Below are 23,988 nucleotides of genomic sequence, written 5' to 3'. Positions count from 1 at the left end.
GTCCCCCTTCGTGTCGCTACCACCGGTAGAGCCGTACGGTGCTGACGCTTGTGCCCAGCACGACCACGAGCAGGGCCAGTAGCACCGCGTTGCTGGCCAGGAAGATCGGGACCTCGCCGTACGGCGCGAGGCGCTGGCTGAGGGTCGCGACGGCCGCCACGAGCCCGGCGAACACCATCCCCAGCACGCCGAGCACCCAGGGCAGCCGACCGTGGTTGATCAAGACAAAGCCGGTGAAGTACGCCCCGGCGAGCAGGACGTGCGCGGTTGTCACCTGCACGCCGCGCTGGGTCAGCAGATCGTGCTCCGCCAAGCCGATCAGCAGCGCGGCGGCGAACATGCCCGGTATCAGCAGGCTGACCGCGACCCCGCGGGCGAACGCCGCCCAGATCGGGGAGCGGAACTGCCAGGGGTAGCGGATCTGCCGGAGCAGCTTCACGCCCGTCTCCTGGAACCGGCGGGACCGCCATTCCACCGCGCCCATCGCGAGCACCAGCGGCGCCGCGCTGATCGCCAGCTCCGTCGGTGCCTCCAGGAACCGGACGTCGATGAAGAGCAGGTAGGCGGCGGACAGCGAGGCGTAGAGCGCCACCGGCAGCGAGCTGAGCACCTCCCGGGCCACGGCGGGCGGGAGGTCGGTGGTGACCCGGCCCGAGGGCCGCCGCATGGTGACGTAGGCGGCGACCACGGTCAGCCCCACCGACACGATCCCGACCGACACCACCTCGGCGTCCAGTGTGGACGGACGGCCGCGCACGATGTACAGCACGCCCAGCACGACCGTCGGCAGCATGGTCGCGAACACCACGACCTCCAGCCGCCGCATCACCAGCACGCCCACCGACAGCTGGAAGCCGATCTGCGCGACCACGAGCGCGATGACGCCCGCAGGCAGGTGCTCGACCCGGACCAGGAGCGCCGCGCCGGCGCCGGCGACGACCACGCCGAGCGCCACGCCCCAGCGCAGCACCAGCACCGACGCGTCCGGCCGGCCCTTGCCGAGCATCCGGTACGCGACGCTGCTCAGGCCCATGCCCCACACCCACCCGGTCGCGGTGGCGAAGACCATGCCGGCCACGAGAGCGGGTACGCCCAACAGGCCGAGCACCGCGGGGTACGCCGCACTCGGCAGCGCGTACAGCAGGCCGTGCGACAGTTCGCGGGCGGTCTGCCACCGGGTACGCGGCCGCGCCGCGCTCCGCACCTCGACGGCCGGCGGTACACGGCGGTGCACCTCGCTCGCCAGCACGAAGACGTCGCTGTACCCGTAGACGTCCCGGGCGATCCGGTCGGTCATGCCGTCGCTCTCCAGCACGGCGGCCACCTGCAACGCGTCCACCGCGGTGCCGCACAGCGGGCGTACCCGCGAGGCCAGATCCTCGACCGGGTCCACGCCGTGGACGGGGTGGTCGCTGATCATGAGAGCTCCTGGTAGACCCGGCGGTAGTCGTTGAGCGACTGATCGAGGGTGAACCTGTTCAGCACCCGCCCGCGCGCGGCGGTGCCGAGCCAGCGGCGCAGCTCGCCGTCGAGGAGCAGGGACAGGCAGCCGTCCGCGATGGCGCGGTGGTCGCGCGGCGGCACCACGAACCCGGCGTCGCCGACCGCCTCGGCCACCCCGCCCACGTTCGTGCAGACCACCGGGCGGCCGGTGGCCATCGCCTCCACCACCGTGTACGGGAAGCCCTCGGAGATGCTGCTGAGCACGACGAGATGGCCGGCGTGGTACGCCTCGGTCGGGCGGGTGACCCGGCCCTCGAACGTGGCGGCGTGCGCCAGACCCAACTCGTCGATCAGCGCGCGGCAGCTGTCGTAGTAGCCCCACTGGCCGGTCGCCACGGGCCCGAACATGCGCAGCCGGGCGTTGGGTACCTCGGCCCGGACGAGCGCGAACGCCTTGATGAGCGTGTGCAGATCCTTGATCGGGTCGACCCGGCCCATGAACACGACGGTGGGCACGTCCGGCTCGGTCTCGGCCACCGGAAACTCGGCCGGGTCGATCCCGTTGTACATCGTCCACATCCGGTCCTCGTCGGCGCCGTGGTACAGCGCCCACCGCCGGTTGTAGCTGGAGTGCGGGGCGAGCACGTCCGCGGAGATGTACGCGGCGACCGCCAGCGCGCGGAAGAAGTTGAGCAGCAACACCTTCACGGCGTGCGGCACGTCCTCGTCCACCATGCTCAGGTACCGCTCGCGCAGGTACACACCGTGCTCGGACATCACGATCCGCGCCCCACAGGCCCATTTGCTGGTCAGTCCCACGAGCGCCGAGAGACCGTTCATCGCGAGGTGGCAGATGTCCACGTCCAGCGGTGGCCGGGACAGCGGCCGGAGCGTGTGCTCGATGAGGTCGGACGCCATGAGCGCCTCGGCGAGTGTAAGCGAGCCGGCGCCGCCGGAGTGCGCGGCGCGGTCCACGCCGGCCGCCTGCCACGCGTCCATCAACTGCGTCAGTGCCCGGTCCGAGAGCAGCGCCGCTCCCAGGTCCGCGCGCTGGGCGTACTCGAAAAGACCTCGCAGCGCCAGCGCGAACGTCTCACCCGTGTGGCGGGTGGCCGCCGGGCCGGTCGCCGGCGGCGCGACCAGCGCCTGCGCGAACGCCTGGTACGCCTGGCCGAACCGCCAGCCGGGGACGCCCTGCCGCGCTCCGCGCGGCGCCTTGGGCGCCCGCCCCCACAGCGGCACGTTGATGACTTCGTCGAGGTTTTCCGGCTGCTCCCACAGGCTCAGCTCCTGGCCGGTCACCGTGAGCGCCACCGCCGTGAACCGGTGCTCCTCGATGCCACGGATGAGCTGATCGCACCAGACACTCACACCGCCCAGATGAAACGGGTACGTGCCTTCGGAGACCAGCGCGATGCGGAGCCTTTCCCCGCCGTGGCCGCCGGCCGGAATGACTATCCCTGGTTGGGACAGCTCCCGGCCGGTGGCCACCGCCGCGGCGGCGCCATCGAGTAGCTGTCGCGTGGCGACCTCGTCGCCGGTTCCGACCGCCATTGCCGCCTCCTTCAGACCAGAACCCGACTCACGCCGTGGTACGCGGTACCGGCGTGAAGGTGCGCGGCGTGTTCGCGCTGAGCGTCACCCACGAGATCGAGTCGGTGCCGTACGTGGCGAAGCCCGTCGCCCGGACACCCGTGAGGAACAGCCCGCCGGTCACCGGCGAGGTGGCCGTGAGCGTGTTCGCGGTGCGGTCCCACACCACGTCCGCGCCGCCGCTGCCGGTCGCGAAGTGACTGGTCCGGTTCGCCACGTACGCGGCGAGGTTCGGCCAGGTCGGAGTCTGCAGCGGCACCTGGTAGTAGAGGCTGTACTTGCGGGCGATCTCGTTGACCCAGTCGAACGTCAGGCTCTTGCCCGACGCGTACTGCCGCAGGTTGCCCTGGTGCAGCGTGTGCGCGTAGACCGAGCCGCTCATGACGTGCTGCAACGCGATGTCGGATTCGAAGCCGACGATCTCGTTGTATGTGAGGTCGCGCGGCCAGAACGGGAACTTGCCGTTCGGCCCGTAGAACGAGTTGTAGAACAGCGTTTCCTCGGCCGGCGCCGTCACGTGGTACGCGATGTTCGTCGGCCAGTCCGGCACGAGCAGCAGGCTGGGCTCCATCGGGTGGTAAATGCCGCAGTTGAAGCAGGACGGCACGTGCGACGGGAACGACATGTTGCCGTGCAGATACTTCACGCCCGCGTCCTTGGCCGCCCGTAGCAGGTCGGCGTTGGACGCCATCAGCCCGTGGTCGGTCGGCGGGTCGATGTCGTTGTTCGGATCCGGGTGGTAGACGCCAAGCCCGGAGTACTCGCCGGTCTTCAGCACCTCGGTCGGCACCGTGAAGCCGCGCTGGCGGGCCACCGTGAGATTCTGCTGGATCTCGGTGAGGTTCTCCGCGTACGGCGTGAAGTTCATCTTCGGATGGCTGTACGTGTGGTTGATCCACCGGAAGTTGTTGCGCAGGCAGCGCGAGTAGCTGGTCAGCGGATCCGGGCTCAGCAGCGACGTGCACGACCCGTGCGCGGTCCGGTGGATGCCCTCGCCGTTGTACGGGACGTTCAGTTGGAACTGGTTGGCCCGCGGGTAGCGGGAGCGCATCGCGTTCTGCTGCTGGTTGGTCGAGTTCGCGTCGGTGCCCGACATCCGGAAGCCGGGGTCCGTCTCCAGGTGCCCGTCGGGGAAGAGGTGGTCGGTGTAGTTGAACCAGTCGTCGACGTCGACCTCGAGGTAGTGCCGCCGCTCACCGACGAACACACCCTTGGTCGCCCAGCGGACGAGGCCGTACGCCAGCAGGAACGTCTGCACCAGGTACTGGTTCGAGGTGAACGTCAACGCGGCCCGCTCCCGGCCGTCGGTGGACGTGCTGATCACGCCGAGTGTGTTCGTACCGCTGTTCATGGTGGCCGTTGCGGTGCAGCCGGCCGCCAGCGTCGAGTAGTAGACATACGACAGCGAGATCGGCACCCGGACGGTCGGGATCAGGTAGTCGAACTGCTGCCGTCCGGTGGTGCTCAAGGTGGCGTTGATCGGTGTGTCGCCGACGCCGCCCTCGGTGCCGGCCCGCAGGCAGTAGTCCTCCGGGAAGGTGCCGTAGGCGGTGTAGAGCGAGACCTGGCGCACCTTGTAGTCCCGCTCGTACTGCCACAGCAGGTTCCACTCGTCGGCGTCGAACGCGCTGACGAACCCGCCGGCCCCGTCCGACATCAACAGCGAGTTGTTCGACAGCAGGATCGAGGTGTAACGCCCGCCGCCGTCGGCGCGGGTCAACCGCTCCCACGTGAGCGGCTCGCTCGCGGCGAGCAGCACGTCGTACGGCGTACCCATCCGGTCCAGCGTCGACTTCCAGGTGGCCAGCCCGAAGTCGGTGCTATCCAACGCGACTATGAGTTGGCGCAGTCCCACCTTCTCCGGTGCCACCGCGACCGCGGCCGCGGCCGCCGCGCTCGTGGACAGGCGGGAAGTGGACGTCGAAGGCTTCTTCGGATCCTTGATCGGGATCTTGGTTAGATTCGTCTTCGGTAGTGCCTTCGGGATCGTCGGCTTGGTCGGCCTCAGCTTGCCTCCGCCGAGCACACCGCCCTGGCCCGCGGCAACCAGGCCGCCGGGGTCGGGCGGGGCCTTTTTCGCGACCGCTTGGTTTCCGGCGCTCGCCATCACACACACCAGCAGCATCACCAGTACGGCGGCGATGCGTGCGGCAAAGCGTCCGGCCAAAACGCGAGTCTTCATGAGTATTTCCGCCTCCCAGGCCATGGCGGCCCCGTCATTGAGGTATCAGCTGATGGCCGTCCCGTACGGCCGACCACTGGAGTTCGTGTCTTATGGCTTCCGTCAACGACAGGGTCGGGCGCCAGCCGAGCAGCTCGCCCGAGCGCACACTGTCGTTGAAACCACCCGCGCAGTCCCCGAAACGCCGGGGCACTTCCCGGGCGCCGATAGACCGCCCGATGACCGCCTCGAACGCGCCGAGCAACTCGCGTACGGTGGTGCCCCGGCCGGTCCCGAGGTTGATCGCCGCATAGCGGTTCGGCCCGGCGGGCGGCACGACATCGTCGAACCGGCGCAGCGCCTGGACGTGCGCCCGCGCCAGGTCCCAGACGTGGACGTAATCCCGAACTCCCGACCCGTCGCGGGTAGGCCAGTCCACGCCCGTCACGGCGAACGGCTCGCCGCCGCGCGCCGCAGCCACCATCCTGCCGAGTACGTGGGAGGACTCGGCGGACTGCGGACCCGTACGGAGCTTCGGATCGGCCCCGATCGGGTTGAAATAGCGCAACGCGATGACCCGGACGGGATAGGCCCGCACGCAGTCCTGGAGGATCTGCTCCACCATGGCCTTGCCGTGGGCGTACGGGCTCGTCGGTGCGATCGGTGATGTCTCGTCTACGGCGAGGTCGCTACCGGCCTGGTAGACCGACGCCGAGGAGCTGAAAAGGACGCGGCCACAGCCGTTCTCGATGACGCTGTCCAGGAAGGCCACCGACTTCGCGACGTTCTCGCGGTAGTAGAGCAGCGGCTGGGCCACCGAATGAGGCACCACGATGAGCGCGGCGCAGTGGACGACGGCTTCGATCTCCGGATGCTCGGCGAAGATCTTGTCGACCAACCGGGCGTCCGCGATGTCACCCTCGTAGAAGATCCGGCCACGGACGAACTCCGTACGGCCCGCACTGAGGTTGTCGAGGACGATGGGCGTTATCGGTTGGCCCGTGCTCGCACCGGCCTCGTCCAGACAGGCCGACGCCACGGTGCTGCCGATGAACCCGGCACCGCCGGCGATCAGAACCTTCATCGCGACGGTCCTTCGCGGACTGTCGCGATGCGGCCAGTAGCGGGTCTGCGACTGCTCGGCATCCGTACTGGCTAGCACCGGGCGCGTGTTACCGGCGTCACCCTCGCGTTACGGCAAGGCCCGGTGGGCGTTCGACGCCCTTTGGCGGTGGTAATCCGTCCGGACAAGTGAGGCCGCACGGCACGACCTCCGGGAGACGCCCCCCAATCGGCTGACGAACACCTAATCCCTTCGTCATCCCCAGGCCGCGCGTGCTCCGTCCGCCCGCTGCGCCTGGGAGCGCGCCCGCTTGTGCTCGTTTGGTGAGTAGGGCGCCCCCAACACATATCGTGGGTATCGGTCTGATTTATACCCGGGGCGTACCGGGATCTTGGGCCTGGTTATGTCGGACACGTCCGTACGCAAGATCCCGCCCTGCCCCACCAAGTCCACTGCCAGCACCCAGGAACCCTTAACGCCGTCCACGGGGCAACTACTCGCCACGGTCGTGGATGGCCTGGGGTCTCGCGGTCGGGTATGCCGGATACGTCCGAGCGGCCGGCCCGATCGCCCCGGCCACGTCGAAGCTGCAAGTGGATCTAGACGAGAAATGGCTGAGATTGAACCATTTCTCGTCTAGATCTACTTGTTTCGCGTCAATCGTGGCGGCTTCCTGACCAAAGTCGGTGCCGCCAACTCCATGATCACGACAGTGCCGACACCGCTTGACAAGGGCCCAGTTTCCTTAACTACCCGGCCTTGGGGGCGCCCCTGTACAGCCCAGCGCGGGCCCTGCTCACCCAGCCGCGCCGATCAAGGATTTCCGCGCCGATCAAGGGCGAACGGTCGTGGATTGGAGATCCAACCACGACCGTTCGCCCTTGATCGACGCACAAGCGGGCGGGGCGCACAGCGGGGCGGGGCGCAAGGCGCGGCGGCCCTAGTCGGGGACGCGGCGGTAGGCGCCGTCGCTGGCGGAGGTGGCCATGGAGGCGTACGCGCGGAGCGCCGCCGACACGGAGCGCTCGCGGTTGACCGGCGTGTACGGGCGGTCGCGCTTGTCCTGGGCGATCCGGCGCGCGTCCAGGACGTCTTGCGCGACGTTCAGCGACAGGGTCCGGGCCGGGATGTCGATGGCGATCTCGTCGCCGTCTTCGACCAGGGCGATCAGCCCGCCGCCGGCCGCCTCGGGCGAGACGTGGCCGATCGACAGGCCGGACGTGCCACCGGAGAACCGGCCGTCCGTGATCAGCGCGCAGGCGCGCCCGAGCCCGCGTCCCTTGAGGAACGAGGTCGGGTAGAGCATCTCCTGCATGCCCGGCCCGCCCTTGGGGCCCTCGTAGCGGATCACCAGCACGTCGCCGGCCCGCACCTCCTTGGCGAGGATGCCGCTGACCGCGTCTTCCTGCGACTCGTACACGCGGGCCGGGCCGGCGAAGCGCCAGACCTCCTCGGGCACGCCGGCGGTCTTGACCACGCAGCCGTCCGGCGCGAGGTTGCCGTGCAGGATGGCGAGGCCACCGTCGGCGGTGTACGCGTGCTCCCGGTCGCGGATGCAGCCGTTCGCGGCGTCGACGTCGAGCCGGTCCCACCGGTTTTCGGTGGAGAACGGCTGGGTGGTGCGCACGCCGCCGGGCGCCGCGTGGAAGAGCTCGATCGCCTCCGGCGTGGCCTTACCGCTGCGGATGTCCCAGTCCGCGAGCCACTCGTCGAGGTTGGGCGCGTGCACCGCGCGAACGTCGCGGCGCAGCAGCCCGGCCCGGTCGAGCTCGCCGAGGATGGCGGGGATGCCGCCGGCCCGGTGCACGTCCTCCATGTGGTACTTCGGCGAGTTCGGCGCGACCTTGGACAGGCAGGGCACCCGGCGGGAGATCGCGTCGATGTCGGCCACGCCGAAGTCGAGCTCCGCCTCGCGGGCCGCCGCCAGCAGGTGCAGGACCGTGTTGGTGGAGCCGCCCATGGCGACGTCGAGGGCGACCGCGTTCTCGAAGGCGTCCCGCGACGCGATGGAGCGCGGCAACACCGAGGCGTCGTCGTTCTCGTACCACTGCTTGGCGATCTGGACGACCAGCTCGCCGGCCCGCTCGAAGAGCGCGCGCCGCGCGGCGTGGGTTGCCAGCGTCGAACCGTTGCCGGGCAGCGCGAGGCCGATGGCCTCGGTCAGGCAGTTCATCGAGTTGGCGGTGAACATGCCGGAGCAGGAGCCGCAGGTGGGGCACGCGGAGCGCTCGATGCCGTCGAGCTGCTCGTCGGTGACCGCGTCGTTGGACGAGGCGATCATCGCGTCGATCAGGTCGATCTTGTCGTGCACGATCCCCTCGATGGCGATCGTCTTGCCGGCCTCCATGGGGCCGCCGGAGACGAAGACCGTCGGGATGTTCAGCCGCAGCGCGGCGATCAGCATGCCCGGCGTGATCTTGTCGCAGTTGGAGATGCAGACGAGAGCGTCGGCGCAGTGCGCGTTGACCATGTACTCGACCGCGTCGGCGATCAGCTCCCGGCTGGGCAGCGAGTAGAGCATGCCGCCGTGGCCCATCGCGATGCCGTCGTCGACGGCGATCGTGTTGAACTCGCGCCCGACGCCGCCGGCCGCGGCCACGGAGTCGGCGACCAGGCCGCCGAGGTCTTTGAGGTGCACATGCCCGGGTACGAACTGCGTGAAGCTGTTGGCGATGGCGACGATCGGCTTGCCGAAGTCGTCGTCGGTCATGCCGGTGGCCCGCCACAAGGCGCGCGCGCCGGCCATCGTGCGACCATGCGTGGAGGTCCTGCTCCGCAGCTCAGGCATGAAACCAGTCTGTCACGGTCCACGTGCCGGGATAGACCCGCGTCCGATTAGGCGCTTCGTGCCAATCCGGGACAGGTCGCACACGCCGTCCCCCATGGGCGCTTGATATCCGGCAGCATGGGTTCGTGCACCTCCCCTCGGTGGTGGCGACCGCTGCGGCGGCCAGCGCGCTTTTCGCACTGGTTTGTGCCGGTTCGCTGGTCGCATCCGCGCGTCGACGCACGGGCGCGACCCGGCGTGCCCACCGGCTGCTCGCCGGCGGGGCCGCCGTCGGCGCGGTGACCGTCGCCGGCGGGATCGCGGCCAGCCTGGCCGTGCAGCAGCACGTCGTGCACACCCAGCATGACAAGACGTCGCTCGGCAGCCTGCTGGCCGTCGGGGTCGCGCTGAGCTGCGGTCTGCTGCTCCTCGGCCTGCTCACGCTGCCGGGGGCCGCGCCCAAGCCGGCCGGGGCGCTCCGGCACACCCTCGACGGGCTGGTGATCGCGGCGGCGCTCTGGTTCGTCGGCTGGGTGCTGGTGTCCAAGCCGACCCACCTGCTGGGCGACCACACGCCGTACTGGTGCAAGCCGCTGCTCATGCCGGCGGCCGTCGCGGCGCTGGCGCTCGGCGTGAGCGCGATTACGGCTATGCGCGCGCCACGGCCGCGCCGGCCGCTCGTGGCGGTCGGGGTCGGCGTCACGGCCGCGGCGGCGGCCGGGATCGGCCTGGCCGGCGGCGTCTGCCAGGGCATGACGCTGCTGGCTGACCTGAGCGCGATCGCGCTGCCGGCAGCCTTGGGCCTGGTGGTGTACGCGGCCCGCCGCGCCGACCGGCCCGAGGTCGACGACGAGGAGGCGGCCGTCGATGGCGACGTGACCCAGCGCGGCAGCGCGTACGCCTTCCTCCCGATGGCCGCGATGGCCACCTCCGCCCTCTACCACCTGGTGCGCGGCGGCGACTTCGACCTGGTGGGCATCGTGACCGGCAGCCTGGAAGGGTTCGCCCTGGTCGCGCGGCAGTGGCTGGCGCTGCGTGACGTCAAGGCGTACGCCGAGCGGCTGCAGGACCGGGAGGCGTACTTCCGCGAGTTGGCGCACACCGACCCGCTGACCGGGCTGGCCAACCGGCGCGGCCTGCTCTCCGCGCTCGAGGACGAGCACGTGGCCGGGGCTTCCGCCGTCCTGCTCGCGCTCGACCTCGACGGCTTCAAGAACGTCAACGATCTGCGCGGCCACGACGTCGGCGACGCGGTGCTGGTCGAGGTGGGCCAGCGCCTCCGGATGAACCTGCGCCCCGGCGACGTGGCGGCCCGGCTGGGCGGCGACGAGTTCGCGGTGCTCATGTGGGCGCGCCCGGCCGAGGCCAAGCGAGCGGCGACGCGCCTGCTGGGCGTCCTCGGCGGCCCGTACGAGCAGGAGCTCGGCACGGTCTTCCTGTCGGTCAGCATCGGGCTCGCGAGCTGCGCGACCGTCCCGGACGTGAAGGCGTTGCTGCGCAACGCCGATCTGGCGTTGCGCTGGGCGAAACAGCGCGGCAAGAACAGGGTCGAGCTCTACGACGTCGGGTACGACGCGAAGCTGCGCCGGCGTACGACGCTGGAGCACGAGCTGCGCGGCGCGATCGACCGGGACGAGCTGCACCTGCAGTACCAGCCCGTGGTGATGCTGCCGTCGGTGCGCCCGGTCGGCGCCGAGGCCCTGCTGCGGTGGAACCATCCGGTGCTGGGCAGCGTCGGGCCGGACGAGTTCATCCCGGTCGCCGAGGAGTGCGGGATGATCAACAAGCTCGGCGCCTGGGTGCTGCACCAGGCGTGTCACCAGCTGTCCCGCTGGCTGGCCGAGGGCCACGACGTGTGGGTGTCGGTCAACGTCTCGCCGCGTGAGCTGCACGCGACCTGCTACGTCGACCAGGTCAAGGAGGCGCTGCGGGCGCACCGGGTGCCGCCCCAGCGGCTCGTCCTGGAGGTGACCGAGCACGCGATGGCCGCCGACGTCGAAGAGCTGATCCGGCGGCTGGGTGACCTGCGCGCGACCGGCGTGCGCATCGCGCTCGACGACTTCGGCTCGGGCTACTCGTCGCTGGGCCAGCTGCGCCGGCTCCCGGTCGACATCCTCAAGATCGACCGCTCGCTCGTGGTCAAGCCGATGGTGCGGGTGATCGTCGAGTTGGGTCACCAGTTCGGCCTGGAGGTCATCGCCGAAGGGCTGGGCGAGCAGGAGGAGATGGCGATGGTCGTCGCGGCCGGCTGCCGCCTCGGCCAGGGCTACCTGTCCGGCTGGCCGGTGCCGGCCGAGCACTTCGAGGCGCGGCTGGACACCGCGACCTCGCCCGGTGCCCGGGCCGTCGCAGTTCCTGTGCAGGCAGGGCCCGGACAAGCGGGGCCTGGTCAGGTGGATCACGTAACGCGAAACGCTCAAAATGTGAGATCAGTTGACTCATCGCATGAGATGCGTCAGGCTTAGCCCCATGTCGACTTGGTCGTCTCGAGTACTTACCTGAGCGCACTCTCCCACTGGAGAGTGCGCTGGCCCTCGTGCGTTCGCACGCGGGCCTTTTTCATGTCTAGACCTCCCGAGACCGCCAACCACGAGCCCGAAGGCTGAATTGCCATGACGAGACCCACGCCAGAGACCCTCGCCAACCGCGCCCCCTCGCCGGCCACGCTCGCCGCGGCGGCTGCCTCCTCCGCATCGGTAGCGCCGGCCGCCCCGGCCAAGGTCACCGGGGCCGTCTCCCTCGTCAAGTCGTTGGAGGCGCTCGGGGTCGAGGTCATGTTCGGCATTCCGGGCGGGGCGATCCTGCCGGCGTACGACCCGATCTACGACTCGACGGTCCGGCACATCCTGGTCCGGCACGAGCAGGGGGCCGGTCACGCCGCCACCGGGTACGCCCAGGCCACCGGCAAGGTCGGCGTGTGCGTCGCCACCTCCGGGCCGGGCGCGACCAACCTGGTGACCCCGATCGCCGACGCGTACATGGACTCGGTGCCGATCGTCGCGATCACCGGTCAGGTCCCGCGGCCCGCGATCGGCACGGACGCCTTCCAGGAAGCCGACATCCAGGGCATCACGCTGCCGATCACCAAGCACAACTACCTCGTCACCACGCCGGAAGAGATCCCGCGGATCCTGGCGGAGGCGTTCCACCTGGCGGCGACGGGCCGGCCCGGGCCGGTGCTGGTGGACATCCCGAAGGACGTGCTCCAGGCGCAGACGACGTTCTCCTGGCCGCCGACCATGGAACTGCCCGGCTACCGCCCGACGCTGCACCCGCACGGCAAGCAGATCCGAGAGGCGGCCCGGCTGATGACCACGGCCCGCCGCCCGGTGCTGTACGTCGGCGGCGGCGTCCTCAAGGCCGGCGCCACCGACAGCCTGCTCAAGCTGGCCGAGCTGACCAACATCCCGGTCCTGACCACGCTGATGGCGCGCGGGGCGTTCCCCGACTCGCACCAGCAGCACCTGGGCATGCCCGGCATGCACGGCACCGTCTCCGCCGTGTACGCCCTGCAGAAGTCCGACCTCATCGTCGCGCTGGGGGCCAGGTTCGACGACCGGGTCACCGGCAAGCTCGACTCGTTCGCGCCGAACGCGGCGATCGTGCACGCGGACATCGACCCGGCCGAGATCGGCAAGAACCGCACCGCGGACGTCCCGATCGTGGGCGACGCCCGGCACGTCATCGACGAGCTGATCCAGGCGGTGACGGCCGAGCACGCGGCCGGGCACCGCGGCGACCACACCGAGTGGTGGGCGCAGCTGAACGACCTGCGCACCCGCTACCCGCTGGGCTGGGACGAGCCGACCGACGGCACGCTCTCGCCGCAGTACGTCATCAAGCGGCTCGGCGAGATCGCCGGCCCGGACGCGATCTACGTGGCCGGCGTGGGCCAGCACCAGATGTGGGCCTCGCAGTTCATCTCGTACGAGAAGCCGCACACCTGGCTCAACTCCGGCGGCGCCGGCACGATGGGGTACGCCGTCCCGGCGGCCATGGGCGCGAAGGTGGGCAAGCCCGACACCGTCGTGTGGGCGGTCGACGGCGACGGCTGCTTCCAGATGACCAACCAGGAGTTGGCCACCTGCGCCCTGGAGGGCATCCCGGTCAAGATCGCCATCATCAACAACGGCAACCTCGGCATGGTGCGGCAGTGGCAGACGCTCTTCTACGGCGAGCGCTACTCCAACACCGACCTGGGTACGCACAAGCACCGCATCCCCGACTTCGTCAAGCTGGCCGAGGCGCTGGGCTGCATCGGCCTGCGCTGCGAGAGCGCGGACGACGTCGACAAGACCATCGAGGCGGCGATGGCGATCAACGACGCCCCTGTCGTGATCGACTTCGTCGTCGGCAAGGATGCGATGGTGTGGCCGATGGTGGCCGCCGGCACCAGCAATGACGAGATCATGTTCGCCCGCGACATGCGCCCGAGCTTCGACGAGGATGACCTCTGATGACCAATAAGCACACGCTCTCCGTTCTGGTGGAGAACAAGCCGGGAATACTGGCCCGGGTGGCGGGCCTGTTCGCCCGTCGTGGGTTCAACATCGACTCGCTGGCGGTCGGGGAGACCGAGCACCCCGAGGTCTCCCGGATGACCATCGTGGTCAACGCCGAGGAGTCCCCGCTGGAGCAGGTCACCAAGCAGCTCAACAAGCTGGTGCACGTACTCAAGATCGTCGAGCTGGACCCGACCGTGGCCGTCCAGCGGGAGCTGCTACTCGTGAAGGTCCGGGCCGACCGCCCGATCCGTTCGCAGGTGCTGGAGACGGTCAACCTCTTCCGGGCGCGCGTCGTCGACGTCGCCCCGGACACGCTCACGATCGAGGCGACCGGCACGGCCGACAAGCTCGACGCGTTGCTGCGTGACCTCGAACCGTACGGAATCAAGGAAATGGTGCAGTCTGGCCTCGTGGCCATCGGGCGCGGCTCGCGGTCGATCACCACCGGACCGGCGCTGCGCGCCGCCTGACCCAAGAAAGGTACAAACGATCATGGCCGCTGAGGTCTTCTACGACGACGACGCCGACCTGGGCATCATCCAGGGCAAGAAGGTCGCCGTCATCGGGTACGGCAGCCAGGGCCACGCCCACGCGCTGTCCCTGCGCGACTCGGGTGTCGAGGTGCGGATCGGTCTGCAGGAGGGCTCCAAGAGCCGGCCGAAGGCGCAGGAGCAGGGTCTGACGGTCGGCACCCCGGCCGAGGTGAGCGCGTGGGCCGACGTCATCATGCTGCTCGCGCCGGACACCGCGCAGCGGAAGATCTACGCCGAGGACATCGCGCCCAACCTCACCGCGGGCAAGGCGCTCTTCTTCGGCCACGGGCTCAACATCCGGTACGGGCTGATCGAGCCGCCGGCCGACATCGACGTGGCCATGGTCGCGCCGAAGGGCCCGGGGCACCTGGTGCGCCGGCAGTACGTCGACGGCAAGGGCGTGCCCTGCCTGGTCGCCGTCGAGCAGGACGCCACGGGTGGCGCGCTGGCGCTGGCCCTGTCGTACGCCAAGGGCATCGGCGGCTCCCGCGCGGGCGTCATCAAGACGACGTTCACGGAGGAGACGGAGACCGACCTGTTCGGCGAGCAGGCGGTCCTCTGCGGCGGCGCGTCCGCGCTGGTGCAGACCGGCTTCGAGGTGCTCACCGAGGCCGGGTACACCCCCGAGGTGGCCTACTTCGAGTGCCTGCACGAGCTGAAGCTGATCGTCGACCTCATGTACGAGGGTGGCATCGCCCGGATGCGCTACAGCGTCTCGGACACCGCCGAGTACGGCGACTACACCCGTGGCCCGCGCGTGATCGACGCCCGGGTCAAGGAGGAGATGCAGCGGATCCTGGGCGAGATCCAGGACGGCAGCTTCGCCCGCGAGCTGATCGCCGAGGACGACGCCGGCCGCCCCAACTTCATCAAGTACCGCGAGCAGGGCGCCGCGCACCCGATCGAGGAGACCGGCAAGAAGCTGCGGGCCATGATGAGCTGGGTCGACCGCCCCATCACCGAAACCGCCTAAACCGCTTGATCAGGGCGTCCCTCACGTTGCTAGAGCGACTTGAGGGACGCCCTGATCACGGGTGGGGTGAGAGCGTGTTGCCGGCAGATTGCGCGGGCGTCAATTCAGCGAGGGACCCTATCGCTTACGCGCGCTTAATCGATGGCTCAGGTACCGTCGATTCATGCGTCTGGAGCAACCGCACCGAACCGAGCGCTTCGGCGCCGTCCGGATCCACGAGCTTCAGCGCGTCATCGAGCTCGACTCGGGCGCGCAGCGCGGCGCTGACCAGGGCGGAAGCCATAGCCAGATCGTTGCGCCGGATAACATCCGCGCGATCGAATCGGAATTGGTCGTCGTTATTCCGTGCATGAATGAGACACGCAGAGTAATTGAGGGCGTGCTCTCCGGAATTCCGCACGACTGTCTCATCATTCTCGTCAGTAACAGTGCTCGACAGCCGATCGATCGGTACGAGATTGAGGTGCAGAGCGTCGAGCAGTTCTGCCGGGTCGCGGAGCGTCCGGCGATGGCCATACACCAGCGCGACCCCGGCCTGGCCGCGGCGATCAAGGCGGCCGGCATGCCGGAGATGATCGACGACGAAGGGCTGGTCCGCACCGGCAAGGGCGAGGCCATGCTGATCGGCATGGCGATGGCGGCCATGACCGGCCGCCGGTACGTCGGCTACGTCGACGCCGACAACTACGTCCCCGGGGCGGTCAACGAGTACTGCAAGGCGTACGCCGCCGGGCTGCACCTGGCCTCGGCCGACAGCCCGTACTCGATGGTCCGGATCTCGTGGCACTCCAAGCCCAAGCTGCGCGACGGGCGCCTGTTCTTCAGCCGGCGCGGCCGCAGTTCCGAGGTGACCAACATGTTCCTGAACCGCCTGGTGGCGGAGTACTCGGGCTTCGGCACCGAGGTGATCGCCACCGGCAACGCCGGCGAGCACGCGCTCAGCCTCGACCTCGGCCTGCGCATGCGGCTGGCCGGCGGGTTCGCGGTCGAGCCGTTCGAGTACGTCGAGCTGTTCGAGCAGTTCGGCGGGGTGCTGCCCGTCATCTCGCCGCAGGTGCTGCCGCACTCGGTGCCGGTGCTGCAGATCGAGACCCGCAACCCGCACTTCCACGACAACAAGGGCGAAGACCACGTCAAGGGCATGCGGATGCAGGCCCTCAACGTGCTCTACCACTCGCCCGTGGCGCTGCCCGCGGTCCGCGAGGCCATCCTGGAGTTCATGGTCGCCGAGGGGGCGCTCACGCCGGGCCAGGAGCCGCCCCGCGAGCGGATCTACCCGCCGGTGGGATCGCTCGCGTTCGACACGTTCCTCGACGCGCTGTCGACGGAGGCCGAGTCGTTCCGGCAGATCGGGCGCCGGTTGGCGCGTGTCGATCGTCACCCCGTGGGGTAATGGCGCCGGTTGTGTCGGTTTTGTGAGGGCGCTCACGCTGAGGCGGGAGCGACGGAGGGTTCTCGTGCGCCTACGATCGCGGTGAGGGCGCACCTCCATCGAGATCCGTCCGCTCGCTTGGGGGAGGCGCAGGGCGCAGAGCGGCGCGCTGTCTCAAGGTGTGCGCCGACCCGCCCAAACGACTCTACGAGGACAGATGACTCCCGTCGTACTCATCGCTGAAGAGCTCGCTCCCGCCGCCATTGACGTGCTCGCGCACGACTTCGACGTACGCCATGTGGATGGCACCGACCGCGCGGCCCTCCTCGCCGCGCTGGCCGAGGCCCACGCGGTCATCGTGCGGAGCGCTACCCAGATCAACGCCGAGGCCATCGCCGCGGCGCCCAAGCTGAAGGTGGTCGCCCGCGCCGGCGTGGGCCTCGACAACGTCGAGGTCGCGGCCGCGACCGCCCGCGGCGTCATGGTTGTCAACGCCCCGACGTCCAACATCGTCTCGGCCGCTGAGCAGGCCGTCGCGCTGCTGCTCGCGGTGGCCCGCAACACGGCCAGCGCCAGCTCCGCGCTCAAGGCCGGCGAGTGGAAGCGGTCCAAGTACACCGGCGTGGAGATCCAGGGCAAGACCGTCGGCGTCGTCGGCCTGGGTCGCATCGGCGTGCTCTTCGCGCAGCGGATCGCCGCGTTCGGCACCCGCCTGATCGCGTACGACCCGTACGTCCAGCCGGCCCGCGCGGCCCAGCTCGGCGTGCGCCTGGTGGGCCTGGAGGAGCTGCTGCGGGAGAGCGACTTCATCTCGATCCACCTGCCCAAGACCCCGGAGACGGTCGGCCTCATCGGGGAGAAGGAGCTGGCCACCGTCAAGCCCGGCGTCCGCATCGTCAACGCCGCGCGCGGCGGCCTGATCGACGAGCAGGCCCTGGCTGACGCGATCGCCGAGGGCCGCGTCGGCGGTGCCGGCATCGACGTGTACGTCAAGGAGCCGTGCACCTCGTCGCCGCTGTTCGCGTTCGACAACGTGGTGGCGACCCCGCACCTCGGCGCGTCCACGGCCGAGGCGCAGGACAAGGCCGGCCTGTCCGTGGCCAAGAGCGTCAAGCTGGCGCTGCAGGGCGAGTTCGTGCCGGACGCGGTCAACGTGCAGGCCGGCGGCGTGGTGGCCGAAGACGTGCGTCCGCTGCTGCCGCTCGCCGAAAAGCTCGGCAAGGTCTTCACCGCGGTCGCCGGCGGGGTGGCCTCCAGCGTCACGGTCGAGGTGCGCGGCGAGGCCGCCGGCAACGACGTCTCGGTGCTCAAGCTGGCCGCCACCAAGGGCCTGTTCACCTCGGTGGTCGAGGAGCAGGTGACGTACGTGAACGCGCCGCTGTTCGCCGCCGACCGGGGCGTCGAGGTCGACCTGCACACGCACGCCGACTCGGCCGAGGAGCCGACCCTGGTGTCCGTGCGGGGCGCGCTGCCCGACGGCCGTACGGTCAGCGTCTCCGGCACGGTCGTCATCAGCGGCAGCCGGGAGACCATCAAGCTCACCGAGGTCGACGGGTTCGACCTGGAGCTGACCGCCGACGGCATCCTGCTCTTCTTCCGGTACGCCGACCGGCCCGGCGTGGTCGGCGCAATCGGTTCGCTGCTCGGCGAGCACGGCGTCAACATCGCGGCGATGCAGGTGGCCCGGCGCGAGGCCGGCGGCGAGGCGCTGATGACGTTGACCGTCGACGGGGCGGTGGGCGCCGAGCTGCTCACGGAGGCCGCGGATGTGATCGGCGCGACTGCGGCCAGCGCGGCCGACCTCCGCGACGAATAGCACCCTCTTCCGTGATCAGGGCGTCCTTCAAGTCGCTATAACGACGTGAAGGACGCCCTGATCACTGGGAGGACGCGACGCGGCTCGGCGGCGGGTAGACGGAGCCGTCCTGCAGGTCGAGGAGCATGAGGTTGTTTTCGCCGGCCAGGCGCTCGATGGCCTCCAGGACCGCGTCGGCGCACGACTCGGACAGGCACATCATGACGTGGTCGGGCGCGACGTGCAGGGGAGCGTCGGTCCATGGGCTGTCCGCGACCGGCTCCTTGTCGGAGTACTGGGCGGTGAGCTCGGCGTAGAAGGCGCCGATCCGGCGGTCGACCTGGCCCTCCGCGTGCTCACCTTCGCGGCACAGCTCATGCGCCGCCCGTACGTCCGCTGGCGTGGCGCCATCGTCCAGGGCCCACACGACGAGGTCAAAACTCACGGGCACAGATATTGCCATCCGGTGAACGTCAAGGGGACCCGCCCCATACGACACGCGGTGCGGGCGCTTGTCTTGCGTCGCCCGCGGCCGAATCGATACCGTGTTCATCCGGTTACACACCGCGTGGGCGCGTCTTCGGGTGACGTGGTCCACGGGTGTTGATCGCACCTCCCGTGTGCGCGAGCCACGCGTACTCGATCTTTGATCAGCCCTCGCGGTTCCTTGCCGAGACCGCGGGGGCTGGTCTTTAGGTGGCTCTTTCAGGTGGGGCGGCACTCGGCGATCAACATCCGGTAACCGTCCACTGTGGGAAACCAGCCCAGGCCGGCCGGACCGGCGGCGAAGAGGGCGGTCGCGTACGCGTCGGCCACGGCCAGGTCGGGCCCGGTGACGACGGCGGCGCCCTCGTGACGGACGATCTCGGCGACGTGCGGGTCGACCACGTGACCGCGGTGGCCGGTCAGTCCGGAGGCGCCCACCGCGCCCTCGGTCATCTCCAGGACCATGGCGATCCGGCGGGGCTCGCGCGGATGGTGGACGGCGACGCGCCATGGGCCGCCATGGGGCGCGTGCCCGCGTACCGTGAGATCCGCCTCGCTGACGACGGCGTAGTCCTCGATGCCGGCGGCGCGCAACCGCGCCGCGGCGCGGTCGACGGCCCAGCCCTTCAGCAGGCCGCCCGGGTCGAAGCCGCCGGGCACCGCCCAGGCGTCGAACCATCCGTCGGTGGCGGCGCGCATCGCGTCGCACCGGGCCACGATGTCGGCCAGCGGCGGGTACGCCTCGGCGGACACCTCGCCGCGGCGCAGCAGCGAGACCAGGCTGTTGCGGCGCAGCGGGCTGTAGGTGACGTCGATCGCGCGCAGCTCGGCGACCGCGTCGGCGATGGCCTCGCTGATCGCGCGGCGGCTCATCCACTCGGGCGCCACCAGCATGAGCGAGAAGTCGGCCGCGGAGGTGTGTACGGCGTGCCGGGCCACCACGCGCCCGGCGGCGGCCGCGGTCGAGGCGCCGAACGGACGGTTGGCCGGACCCTGGTAACCGAGCCACAGGTCGGCGCGGCCCCGGCCGTCCCTGATGGTGCTCCTCGGGGCCCGTGCGATGCTCGTGCTCGGCCCCGATGCCTGCTGGATCGCCATGGTGTTAGAAGGTAGGGGGTAAAGGTGACTGGATCATGGGTATTTTCTGAGAACCTCCTGTGTACCAAATGGCGGGAGGCTCGTACCGAAAATCGGGACGGGCGATTAACGTTCCTTCAGCACACTTCCGACGAAGGGGTTTGACGTGGCACGGATCGCGGTGGTGGCCGGGGATGGCATCGGGACCGAGGTAGTCGCGGAGGCCCGCAAGGTCATCGACGCCGTACTGCCCGGGGTGACCGCCACCGAGTACGACCTGGGCGCGGCGCGCTACCACCGCACGGGTGAGGTGCTGCCCGACTCGGTCCGCGACGAGCTGGCCGGCCACGACGCGATCCTGCTGGGCGCGGTCGGCGACCCGACCGTCCCGCCGGGAGTCCTTGAGCGCGGCCTGCTGCTCAAGCTCCGCTTCGACTTCGACCAGTACGTCAACCTGCGCCCCGCCCGGCTCTGGCCCGGCACCTCCAGCCCGCTGGCCCACGTGAAGGCCGGCGAGATCGACTTCGTGGTCGTGCGGGAGGGCACCGAAGGGCTGTACGCCGGCGCCGGCGGCACGATGCACCGCGACACGCCCGCCGAGGTGGCGACCGAGGAGAGCCTCAACACCCGGCACGGCGTCGAGCGGGTCATCCGCGACGCGTTCGCGCGGGCACAGCGCCGCGAGCGCCGCAAGGTCACCCTGGTGCACAAGACCAACGTGCTGACCCACGCCGGCTCGCTGTGGTCGCGCGCGTTCGACGCGGTGAAGGCCGAGTTTCCCGACGTGGAGACCGAGTACCAGCACGTCGACGCGGCCGCCATGTTCATGGTGACCCAGCCCCAGCGGTACGACGTGGTGGTCACCGACAACCTCTTCGGCGACATCCTCACCGACATCGCCGCCGCCGTGACCGGCGGCATCGGGCTGGCCGCGAGCGGGTCCATCAACCCGACGCGGCAGTTCCCCTCGATGTTCGAGCCGGTGCACGGCTCCGCCCCGGACATCGCCGGCAAGGGCGTGGCCGACCCGGTCGCGGCCGTGCTGTCCGCTTCGCTGCTGCTCGACCACCTCGGGCACGCCGACGAGGCCCGCCGAGTATTCGAGGCGGTCGCGACCGAGCTCGCGTCCCGTACCCCGGGCGTGCCGGTGCGTACCGCCGAGGTCGGCGACCGGTTGGCCGCGCAGGCCGCCTGACGCCCGCTGGACGTCGTTCCACCCCGCGCTTTGAACGAGCGTTCGGGGTATCCTGCATTCCCGTACCCTTTGGAGGTCCAACGCCATGAGCGGTGGTGACAAGCTCGACTTCGAGATCCGTCCGAATCCTCAGCCGGTATCGGCCGCCGAGCGCGCCGCGCTGATGGCCAACCCGGGATTCGGCCGCATCTTCACCGACCACATGGTCACGATCCGGTACGCCGACGGCAAGGGCTGGTACGACGCCCGCGTCGAGGCCCGGGCACCCATCCCGATGGACCCGGCGAGCGCGGTCCTGCACTACGCCCAGGAGATCTTCGAGGGGCTGAAGGCGTACCACGCGGCAGACGGTGGCGTGACCATGTTCCGGCCGGACGCCAACGCGCGCCGGTTCAACGCGTCCGCCGAGCGCATGTCCATGGCGCCCCTGCCCGAGCAGGTCTTCCTGGACACGCTGCACCAGATCATCGAGATCGACCGGGAGTGGGTCCCGACCAGCGACGACAGCAGCCTCTACCTGCGCCCGTTCATGTTCGCCAGCGAGGTGTTCCTCGGCGTCCGTCCGGCCCAGGAGTACCTGTACGTGCTGATCGCCTCGCCCGTGGGGTCGTACTTCTCGGGCGGGATCAAGCCGGTCGCGCTGTGGGTCTCGCAGGAGTACACCCGGGCGGCGCCCGGCGGCACCGGCGCGGCCAAGTGCGGCGGCAACTACGCCGCATCCCTGGCCGCCCAGGCGGAGGCCATCGAGCACGGCTGCGACCAGGTCATCTTCCTCGACGCGGTGCAGCGCAAGTACGTCGACGAACTCGGCGGCATGAACGTCTTCTTCGTGTACGACGACGGCACGCTCGCCACGCCGCCGCTGTCCGGCACGATCCTGCCCGGCATCACCCGCGAGTCGGTGATCACGCTGGCGCGCGCGGCCGGGCAGACCGTGGAGGAGCGGCCGGTCAGCATCGAGGAGTGGCGCGCGGACGCCGAGAGCGGCCGGCTGCGCGAGGTCTTCGCCTGCGGCACCGCGGCCGTGATCACCCCGATCGGCACCGTGCGCACGCCGGACGGCGAGTTCGTGATGGGTGACGCCGGCCCGGGTGAGGTGACGATGTCGCTCCGCCAGCGGCTGGTAGACATCCAACGCGGCCGCGCCACCGACCCCTACGGCTGGGTCCACCGCGTCCTCTAGCCCACTCCGCCCTTCTCTTAGCGCCTTCCGCTGGCGCCTTCTGCTAGGCGCCTTCTCTTGGCGTCGATCAAGGGCAAACGGTCGTGCTTTGATCTCCGAACCACGACCGTTTGCCCTTGATCGGCGAAGAAGTCCTTGATCGGCGCGCCGCGCAGTGGCGGGTAACCGGGCCTTCGGGAGAGCGGGCGGGGTGCGTCCCATGGGTGCGGCGCGGCCGCTGCGCGGTGCATAACCTCGCGAGGCCGCGGTGGGCGCCTAGCGGTCTGCGCGCCAGGGGCTTGCGGCGCGTCCGGCGTGCTGGCGCCTCCGCTATCCGGCCTCGCGCTGGGCCCGCCGCCTGCGCGCCCCGCAGGGGCCGGCGCCGAGCGATCGTGGCGAGCTATTGCCCCTCCAGGGGCAGCTAGTCGCCACAGTCCCGTCCGTGCCCGAACCACGAGGGAGGGCGCCGGCCCTCCGTCGATCAAGGACTTCTGCGCCGATCAAGGGGAAAGGGTCGTGGATCGGAGATCAAAGCACGGCCGTTTGCCCTTGATCGACGCAAAGAGGGGGCGGCGCCAAAAGGGCGGGGCCAAGAGGGGGCGGGGCGGCTGGGCTCAGGCGAGCAGGTGGGTGCGTAGGGCCTCGATCTGGTTCTTCGGGAGGCCGGCGGCCAGGAGGTAGCCCTCCGCCGAGCCGTGTCGCTCGCGCAGCTCGGCCAGGAAGAGGAGCATCGCCTCGGCGGGCGAGGAGAAGTACGGCTGCGGCACCTCGCGCTTGAGCCGGTCCTGCGCGCGCAGCCACGCCGTGAAGCGCTCCGAGGCGGCGGTGCTCAGGGCGTAGTCGGCGGCGATGTCCGCGTCGCTCACGCCCAGGACCGACAGGGTCAGCGCGCACACCACGCCGGTGCGGTCCTTGCCCGCGACGCAGTGCACGACGACCGGCGCGCTCTCCGCGTCCGCGATGACTCCCACCGCGGACGCGATCCCGGCGCGACCCTGCTCCGCGAGGTCGGCGTACCGGTTCGCGAGGTAGCGGGCGACGCCGAGCCGTTCCTCGTACGGGACCTCGTCCCAGTCCTGGTGCTCGGGGTGGATGTGGCGGTAGCCGAGTCCGTCGTACGCGGGGACCCGTCCGTCCCGGCTCACCTCGTGCGGCCGGCGCAGGTCGATCACGGTGCGGACGCCGAGCGCGGCGAACACCTCGTCGTCCGCCCCGTTCAGGCGGTGCAGGGAGTCGGAGCGGAACAGCCGCCGCCAGCGCACCTTGCGGCCCTCGTGGCCGGCGTACCCGCCGACATCCCGGAAGTTGAACGTGGTGGCGAAGGACAGCGTGCGATCCACGACCGCCACGGTAGCGCACAGCATGAAGCGCCCCCGCGATGCGAGGGCGCTTCATGATCTTTAATACATCCCGCCGTAGTACGACCCGAGCTTGTCGCGGTACGCGGGTTCGGCGTACGTCGTCTCGTCGAACTCCGGTGCGGACTTGATCTCGTCCTTGCTCCGGCCGACGTACACCTTGCGGTCGTCGTGGTCGACGTTGTTGACGACGCCCGCCGGCAGCATGACCTTCTTGCCGAAGATCCACGGACCGGTGTCGACCACCAGGTAGCTGGAGTTGACCTCATAGCTGCACCGGTCGACCTTGCCGATGCCGCCGTCGATCGCCTCCACCTTGTAGCCGACCAGGTCCGCGCCGGTTAGACCGGCATCGTCCCGATACGTCCACGGGTTGAATGGGCTCCGGGGGTCCAGGCTTTCCACAATCATCAACTCCTTTCGATAGTCTCCGTACCCGGTATCGAGGGAGCCCTAACCGTTCCCGGGATGTGGACTTAGCTACCCAAACGCGCGCAGGAAGTGG

17 protein-coding genes are annotated in these 23,988 nt (G+C 70.0%); 8 read left to right on the top strand and 9 right to left on the bottom strand.

From position 1 onward, the window contains the following. Positions 1-16 precede the first annotated feature (16 nt). From Prum_RS51385 to ilvD, 5 genes are all read right to left on the bottom strand, one after another. Entirely contained in the window at positions 17-1,420 is a 1,404-nt protein-coding gene (locus Prum_RS51385; protein ID WP_246277863.1) for a hypothetical protein, read from the bottom strand. Then, on the bottom strand, positions 1,417-2,997 hold the full coding sequence (gene pelF, locus Prum_RS13230) for a GT4 family glycosyltransferase PelF (RefSeq protein ID WP_173076829.1): 1,581 nt from the start codon (positions 2,995-2,997) through the stop codon (positions 1,417-1,419). The genes Prum_RS51385 and pelF overlap by 4 nt, the downstream gene beginning before the upstream one ends. Positions 2,998-3,025: 28 nt before the next feature. Then, on the bottom strand, positions 3,026-5,218 hold the full coding sequence (locus Prum_RS13225; protein WP_173076827.1) for an Agd3-related carbohydrate deacetylase: 2,193 nt from the start codon (positions 5,216-5,218) through the stop codon (positions 3,026-3,028). A 34-nt stretch (positions 5,219-5,252) separates the two neighbouring features. After that, complete coding sequence (galE, locus tag Prum_RS13220; protein ID WP_173076825.1) at positions 5,253-6,281, bottom strand: UDP-glucose 4-epimerase GalE; 1,029 nt, start codon at positions 6,279-6,281, stop codon at positions 5,253-5,255. Between the two features lie 919 nt (positions 6,282-7,200). Continuing rightward, positions 7,201-9,048 (bottom strand): dihydroxy-acid dehydratase, encoded by a 1,848-nt coding sequence (ilvD, locus tag Prum_RS13215; RefSeq protein WP_173076823.1) that lies wholly within the window; start codon positions 9,046-9,048, stop codon positions 7,201-7,203. Between the two features lie 179 nt (positions 9,049-9,227). Here ilvD and Prum_RS13210 point away from each other — a divergent pair, with 179 nt between their 5' ends. From Prum_RS13210 to serA, 6 genes are all read left to right on the top strand, one after another. Continuing rightward, positions 9,228-11,492, top strand: a complete 2,265-nt coding sequence (locus Prum_RS13210) for a putative bifunctional diguanylate cyclase/phosphodiesterase (protein WP_246278561.1) — start codon at positions 9,228-9,230, stop codon at positions 11,490-11,492. Positions 11,493-11,639: 147 nt separating this feature from the next. Next, a complete protein-coding gene (locus Prum_RS13205; RefSeq protein ID WP_173076821.1) occupies positions 11,640-13,484 on the top strand; it encodes an acetolactate synthase large subunit in 1,845 nt (614 codons plus the stop codon). Further along, positions 13,484-14,002 (top strand): acetolactate synthase small subunit, encoded by a 519-nt coding sequence (gene ilvN / locus Prum_RS13200; RefSeq protein WP_173076819.1) that lies wholly within the window; start codon positions 13,484-13,486, stop codon positions 14,000-14,002. Before Prum_RS13205 ends, ilvN begins: the two co-directional genes overlap by 1 nt. A gap of 22 nt (positions 14,003-14,024) precedes the next feature. Further along, positions 14,025-15,038: a ketol-acid reductoisomerase gene (gene ilvC / locus Prum_RS13195; RefSeq protein ID WP_173076817.1), complete on the top strand. Its 1,014-nt coding sequence runs from the start codon at positions 14,025-14,027 to the stop codon at positions 15,036-15,038. Between the two features lie 163 nt (positions 15,039-15,201). Beyond that, complete coding sequence (gene mpgS / locus Prum_RS13190) at positions 15,202-16,431, top strand: mannosyl-3-phosphoglycerate synthase (protein WP_173076815.1); 1,230 nt, start codon at positions 15,202-15,204, stop codon at positions 16,429-16,431. Positions 16,432-16,627: 196 nt separating this feature from the next. Next, positions 16,628-18,226, top strand: a complete 1,599-nt coding sequence (gene serA / locus Prum_RS13185; protein WP_173076813.1) for a phosphoglycerate dehydrogenase — start codon at positions 16,628-16,630, stop codon at positions 18,224-18,226. 61 nt (positions 18,227-18,287) lie between these two features. Here serA and Prum_RS13180 read toward each other — a convergent pair whose 3' ends face one another. Both Prum_RS13180 and Prum_RS13175 read right to left on the bottom strand, forming a co-directional pair. Further along, positions 18,288-18,650, bottom strand: a complete 363-nt coding sequence (locus tag Prum_RS13180; protein ID WP_173076811.1) for a hypothetical protein — start codon at positions 18,648-18,650, stop codon at positions 18,288-18,290. 260 nt (positions 18,651-18,910) lie between these two features. Then, the gene (locus Prum_RS13175; RefSeq protein ID WP_173076809.1) at positions 18,911-19,789 is read right to left on the bottom strand and encodes an FAD:protein FMN transferase; all 879 of its coding nucleotides are present in this window, start codon (positions 19,787-19,789) and stop codon (positions 18,911-18,913) included. A 145-nt stretch (positions 19,790-19,934) separates the two neighbouring features. Between Prum_RS13175 and Prum_RS13170 the strand changes: the two genes are divergently transcribed. Together Prum_RS13170 and Prum_RS13165 are read left to right on the top strand one after the other, a co-directional pair. Then, positions 19,935-20,963, top strand: a complete 1,029-nt coding sequence (locus Prum_RS13170; RefSeq protein WP_173076807.1) for a 3-isopropylmalate dehydrogenase — start codon at positions 19,935-19,937, stop codon at positions 20,961-20,963. An 85-nt stretch (positions 20,964-21,048) separates the two neighbouring features. Then, positions 21,049-22,146, top strand: a complete 1,098-nt coding sequence (locus tag Prum_RS13165) for a branched-chain amino acid aminotransferase (protein WP_173076805.1) — start codon at positions 21,049-21,051, stop codon at positions 22,144-22,146. Between the two features lie 593 nt (positions 22,147-22,739). On the opposite strand, the gene Prum_RS13160 is transcribed toward Prum_RS13165, so the two are convergent. Then, the gene (locus tag Prum_RS13160; protein ID WP_173076803.1) at positions 22,740-23,489 is read right to left on the bottom strand and encodes a tyrosine-protein phosphatase; all 750 of its coding nucleotides are present in this window, start codon (positions 23,487-23,489) and stop codon (positions 22,740-22,742) included. A 36-nt stretch (positions 23,490-23,525) separates the two neighbouring features. Continuing rightward, the gene (locus tag Prum_RS13155; RefSeq protein WP_173076801.1) at positions 23,526-23,894 is read right to left on the bottom strand and encodes a PRC-barrel domain containing protein; all 369 of its coding nucleotides are present in this window, start codon (positions 23,892-23,894) and stop codon (positions 23,526-23,528) included. Positions 23,895-23,988 lie beyond the last annotated feature (94 nt).

It is taken from the genome of Phytohabitans rumicis (assembly GCF_011764445.1).
Classification (GTDB): domain Bacteria; phylum Actinomycetota; class Actinomycetes; order Mycobacteriales; family Micromonosporaceae; genus Phytohabitans; species Phytohabitans rumicis.
This window is presented reverse-complemented; position numbering and strand designations above follow the sequence as displayed.

Excerpts from the sequence above, each read along its gene's own strand:
- Prum_RS13160 (WP_173076803.1), bottom strand. The coding sequence starts at position 23,489 with ATGCTGTGCGCTACCGTGGCGGTCGTGGATCGCACGCTGTCCTTCGCC.
- Prum_RS13165 (WP_173076805.1), top strand. The coding sequence starts at position 21,049 with ATGAGCGGTGGTGACAAGCTCGACTTCGAGATCCGTCCGAATCCTCAG.
- Prum_RS13225 (WP_173076827.1), bottom strand. The coding sequence starts at position 5,218 with ATGAAGACTCGCGTTTTGGCCGGACGCTTTGCCGCACGCATCGCCGCC.
- galE (WP_173076825.1), bottom strand. The coding sequence starts at position 6,281 with ATGAAGGTTCTGATCGCCGGCGGTGCCGGGTTCATCGGCAGCACCGTG.
- mpgS (WP_173076815.1), top strand. The coding sequence starts at position 15,202 with ATGCGTCTGGAGCAACCGCACCGAACCGAGCGCTTCGGCGCCGTCCGG.
- Prum_RS13175 (WP_173076809.1), bottom strand. The coding sequence starts at position 19,789 with ATGGCGATCCAGCAGGCATCGGGGCCGAGCACGAGCATCGCACGGGCC.
- Prum_RS13155 (WP_173076801.1), bottom strand. The coding sequence starts at position 23,894 with ATGATTGTGGAAAGCCTGGACCCCCGGAGCCCATTCAACCCGTGGACG.
- Prum_RS51385 (WP_246277863.1), bottom strand. The coding sequence starts at position 1,420 with ATGATCAGCGACCACCCCGTCCACGGCGTGGACCCGGTCGAGGATCTG.
- ilvD (WP_173076823.1), bottom strand. The coding sequence starts at position 9,048 with ATGCCTGAGCTGCGGAGCAGGACCTCCACGCATGGTCGCACGATGGCC.
- serA (WP_173076813.1), top strand. The coding sequence starts at position 16,628 with ATGACTCCCGTCGTACTCATCGCTGAAGAGCTCGCTCCCGCCGCCATT.
- ilvC (WP_173076817.1), top strand. The coding sequence starts at position 14,025 with ATGGCCGCTGAGGTCTTCTACGACGACGACGCCGACCTGGGCATCATC.
- pelF (WP_173076829.1), bottom strand. The coding sequence starts at position 2,997 with ATGGCGGTCGGAACCGGCGACGAGGTCGCCACGCGACAGCTACTCGAT.
- Prum_RS13205 (WP_173076821.1), top strand. The coding sequence starts at position 11,640 with ATGACGAGACCCACGCCAGAGACCCTCGCCAACCGCGCCCCCTCGCCG.
- ilvN (WP_173076819.1), top strand. The coding sequence starts at position 13,484 with ATGACCAATAAGCACACGCTCTCCGTTCTGGTGGAGAACAAGCCGGGA.